General features: G+C 66.8%; 4 protein-coding genes. All 4 read right to left on the reverse strand.

The genetic code is table 11. The features are described 5' to 3' along the window. Nucleotides 1-75: 75 nt before the first annotated feature. The gene (locus M0R80_00005; protein ID MCK9458046.1) at nucleotides 76-1563 is read right to left on the reverse strand and encodes a hypothetical protein; all 1488 of its coding nucleotides are present in this window, start codon (nucleotides 1561-1563) and stop codon (nucleotides 76-78) included. Continuing rightward, nucleotides 1556-2374, reverse strand: coding sequence for a hypothetical protein (locus M0R80_00010; GenBank protein ID MCK9458047.1), 819 nt, complete (start codon nucleotides 2372-2374; stop codon nucleotides 1556-1558). Before M0R80_00010 ends, M0R80_00005 begins: the two co-directional genes overlap by 8 nt. A 224-nt stretch (nucleotides 2375-2598) precedes the next feature. After that, complete coding sequence (locus tag M0R80_00015; GenBank protein ID MCK9458048.1) at nucleotides 2599-2937, reverse strand: divalent-cation tolerance protein CutA; 339 nt, start codon at nucleotides 2935-2937, stop codon at nucleotides 2599-2601. Continuing rightward, a partial coding sequence (glgP, locus tag M0R80_00020; protein MCK9458049.1) for an alpha-glucan family phosphorylase occupies nucleotides 2931-3791 on the reverse strand: 861 nt, incomplete at its 5' end. The genes M0R80_00015 and glgP, both read right to left, overlap by 7 nt.

A 3791-nucleotide genomic window follows, 5' to 3' on the forward strand; every position in this document is an offset into this window, starting at 1 on the left:
TTCTGCTCGTCGTTGAACGTGCGCCGCTTCCTCTTCGACATGTGGAACCTCCCGAGGGAAGTCTATCCCCTCAAGTCAGGTGTCCACAAAATCGGGGGAACTCCAGTAAGTCACCATGGCGTCAGCGCCGGTGTTGAGGAAATGATTGGTTTTAGCGGTGCCGACTCCGTACAGTGCCTCGACTCGCTGCGTTAGACCCGTGGTCACTCCATGCCTCGCGACGTCGGCTGACCACAGCTTCCCGATCATGAACGCAACCGGGTAGAGCCCCGGCGAGGTGCAGCTGCTCAGCGTCGTGTGGACGCAGTCGGACGCGACCCAGTACTCGCCGGCGCCGGGGTCGGTGTCGGTGGCTGCGCAGCAGTCGTACGCGATCTGGTCGGTCGGGATGCCGTGCCAGACCGTGTTGATCTCGTCGATCGAGTACTTGTTCGCGCCGCCGTCGGTCCAGAGGTTCCAGAAGAACGCCAGCCAGTCCCACTCGTTCGACATGTGCGGCTGGAAGCCGGCCGCCGGCGAGCACTCGTACTGGACCCACTTCACCTCGTCGGCGGTGCTCAGGTCGACCGCGTAGGGGTGCGGCACCTCGGTGAACGGCACGCCGCTGGGGGCGGGCAGCGTCCCGCCGTGCGTCGAGCTCCACTCCATGAGATCCTTGTAAAACACGAACTCTCCATCCACGTCCACCCGGTCATTGTACGACGCCGCGGCGATGAAGTGGGAGAATCCCTCCTTCTGGCCTGCCCCGGTGAACTCGCGCGAGGTCGGGCAATGGGAGTAGCCGTCAATGAGCGTGCAGTCGCACCGGTTGTCGACGCCGGTGGCCTGGTAGAACCCGTCCGAGCCCCAGTAGTCGCCCCAGCGCGGTCCGTCATTGGCCTTCGACACCGTGTGCCCCAACTCGTGCGCGATGTTGAACTTGGACTGGGACCAATCATCGTCGATGCACACCCAGTAGAGCCCCCCGCCTCGCGACGAGCACCAGCTTCCGCAATTCAATGCGGTGTCGGTGCTCACGTCGACGTCGATCGTGGTGGCGATGTCGAGCGTGTCGGCGATCTCGAACATCCTGGTCAGCGCCGGCATCAGCCGGCTATTGGTGGTGTCCGGCGGGACCGGCGCGTCGTACGACGACTTGGGGAAGAGCGAGTTGGCCATCGTGATCGTGCTCACCACCTGGTCGATCGCCCCGCTCCAGTCCTCGCCGTCGGGGTGCACTTCGATCTGCCTCACCGGTGTTCGCTGCAGCGTCATCCGCTGCGTGAACCGGTACGTCTTCCCGGCGAGCACCTCCACGAGCGGGCTGCAGTTGGTGGTCATGTACCCTTGCCACAGCGTGCTCCAAATGAAGTAGCCCATGTACTTCTCGATCTTCACGTAGGTATAGGTCGCCCGGCTCCGGTTCGGGCTTCCGGCGGGTGCGTTCAGGTGGTCCTGGTCCACGCTGGAGTCGTCGTAGGTCCCTTCCCACTTGAAGCACCACTTGGCGGTCACCGCGCGTGCCGAGCCTGCGGCCGAGAGGACGAAGAGCATTGCTGCCAGCGTCGCGAGATGCCTACTCATCGTCCACCTCCGTCTCCACGAGGTCGCCCTCGTCCGGCGGCGCCTCGATCGGCTCGGTCGGCAGCTCGGAGTCGAGCTTCATCTCGTTGATGACGGCGTATACGTCGCCGCCCTCGTCCCGCAGCAGCAGCCCGCTGTCTTCTTTGGCCTTCTCCGTGAAGCCTGCGCCGTTCCACACCTCGCCGACGACGTCGTGCTCAGTGGATCCGACGTCCCCTGACTTCGGGAGCGGTAGCGACACGAGCACGCCGTCGCGTTCCTCCCGAAGCTTGTTCTCGTCGAATGCACGCACGGTGCTGTAGCCGTCCGAGTGCACGATGAAGCGGGTCGCTCGATCCTCGACGACCGCTCGTTCGCCGCCGGGCAGCGCCTCGATCCGGCGGATGCGAACCGACAGACTGCCGACGACCTTGTCGCTCACCACGGGCAGCTCGGAGGCGTTCAGCACGTAGCTGTCGCCCTCGCCCGGCCAGATCTCTCCTTCACCGATCGGCCGCTCCGCCTCGCCGACGAGGCTCCTGGAGTAGAGCGACACGGCGTACTCGATCGCCGCGTTGGTCGTGTTCGTTAACGAGAACGAGACTGAAGGTGAGTCCGTTGAGGCGGCTCCGTCGGTCCACTCGACTTCGATCGGATGGGGGGGCGGGTCCTCCTTGGCATCGAGCGGGGTCTCGATCTCGCCGACGCTCTCGTCGTCGTAGAGCGCGCTCGCGCTGCCGACGATGGCGATCGGCGGCGTATCGCTGCGCTCGCAGCTGCTCGCGAGAATCGCGGCCTCGATCACCAGAAAGGGCGGGATGATCCTGTGCATGCTACCTCCTCGTGGTTGGGCCCGACGCCGGGCCGTTGTCGGCGTTCGGAACGCAGCGGGAGGTGCGGAAGGGAGGTCGTGTCGCTTTCGCGCGCAGGCGGCGTCGCGTTCCTCGATCAACCGCCGATCGGATCGAGCGACGCAAATATCGCACGCCGACGGGGGGGGTCAAGTGGCGAATGCGGAAATCTGGACCATGGTGAGGCCCGTGGCGTCGTGAGATTTCAGCGCGGGCGTGGCGAGACGGAGTCGGCCACCCAGGCCAGGTACTCCGGGTTCCCCTCGCCCTCGACAAGCTCGATCGCGACGAGCTCCGGCACCTCGTACGGGTGCAGCGCCATGAGCCTGGCAAAGAGCTCGGCCGCCCGCTCGGCGGTCGTCTTGATGAGCAGCACCGACTCCGCGTCGTCGCACGTCTCACCCTTCCAGGAGTAGACGCTGCGGGCGCCCGGCAGGACGTTCACGCACGCGGCGAGCCGCTCCTCGACGAGCGCCCGCGCGATCCGCGGCGCGACGTCCGGCGGCGCGGTGGAGACGAAGATCCGCAGGCGCCCGCTCACCACCAGAGCACCAGGCCGGTCTCCTGGTCGTTCGCGAGCAGCGGGTGCACCGGCACGAGGCGGACCGCGTACCTGTAGCTGCCGGATCTCTCCAGGCGGTAGGAGAGCCTGAACCGCAGCACGTCGCCGCCGTCCGACGGCTCGGCCGCCGAGAACGCCACGACCTCGGTGGGGCCCGTGAACCGCTCGCCGTCGCCGGGGCCTATCACGAGCTGCGCCTTGAGCTCCCTGGGCTCGAGGCGGCCGCGGTTGACCTCCAGCTCGATCTCCAGCCCCGCGTTCGAGGGGAGCATCTCCCCCTCGACGCCGCGCAGCGCGGCGCGCTCGATGCGCACGGTCGAGAAGCGGCCGTTGATGCGCCGCTTCCACGCGGTGAGGCTGCGGATCCCCGCGAACCTGTCCGCGCAGAGGCTCGCGTTGCGCTTCGCCGAAGGCCGGTACATCCGGTCGTAGTACTCCTTCACCATGCGCATCGTCGTGAACTCGGGGCACAGCTTCTTGAGCGCCCCCTTCACCATGTCGACCCAGAGCTGCGGGACGCCCGCGTCGCCGCGCTCGTAGTAGAGCGGCGCGATCTCGCGCTCGACGAGATCGAGCAGCGCCAGGGAATCGATCTCGTCCTGGTGCTCGCGGTTCTGGTAGTGCACGCCCGCGTCGATCGCCCAGCCGAGCCCCTCCGCGTACGCCTCGTCCCACCACCCGTCGAGGACCGAGCAGTTGAGCCCGCCGTTCGCGAGCACCTTCATCCCGCTGGTGCCGCTCGCCTCGTGCGGCCGGATGGGCGTGTTCAGCCAGACGTCGACGCCCTGCGTCATCAGCCGGCCGAGCTCCATGTTGTAGTTCTCGATGAACACGAT

It is taken from the genome of Pseudomonadota bacterium, from assembly GCA_023229365.1.
In the GTDB taxonomy this organism is placed as follows: domain Bacteria; phylum Myxococcota_A; class Polyangia; order JAAYKL01; family JAAYKL01; genus JALNZK01.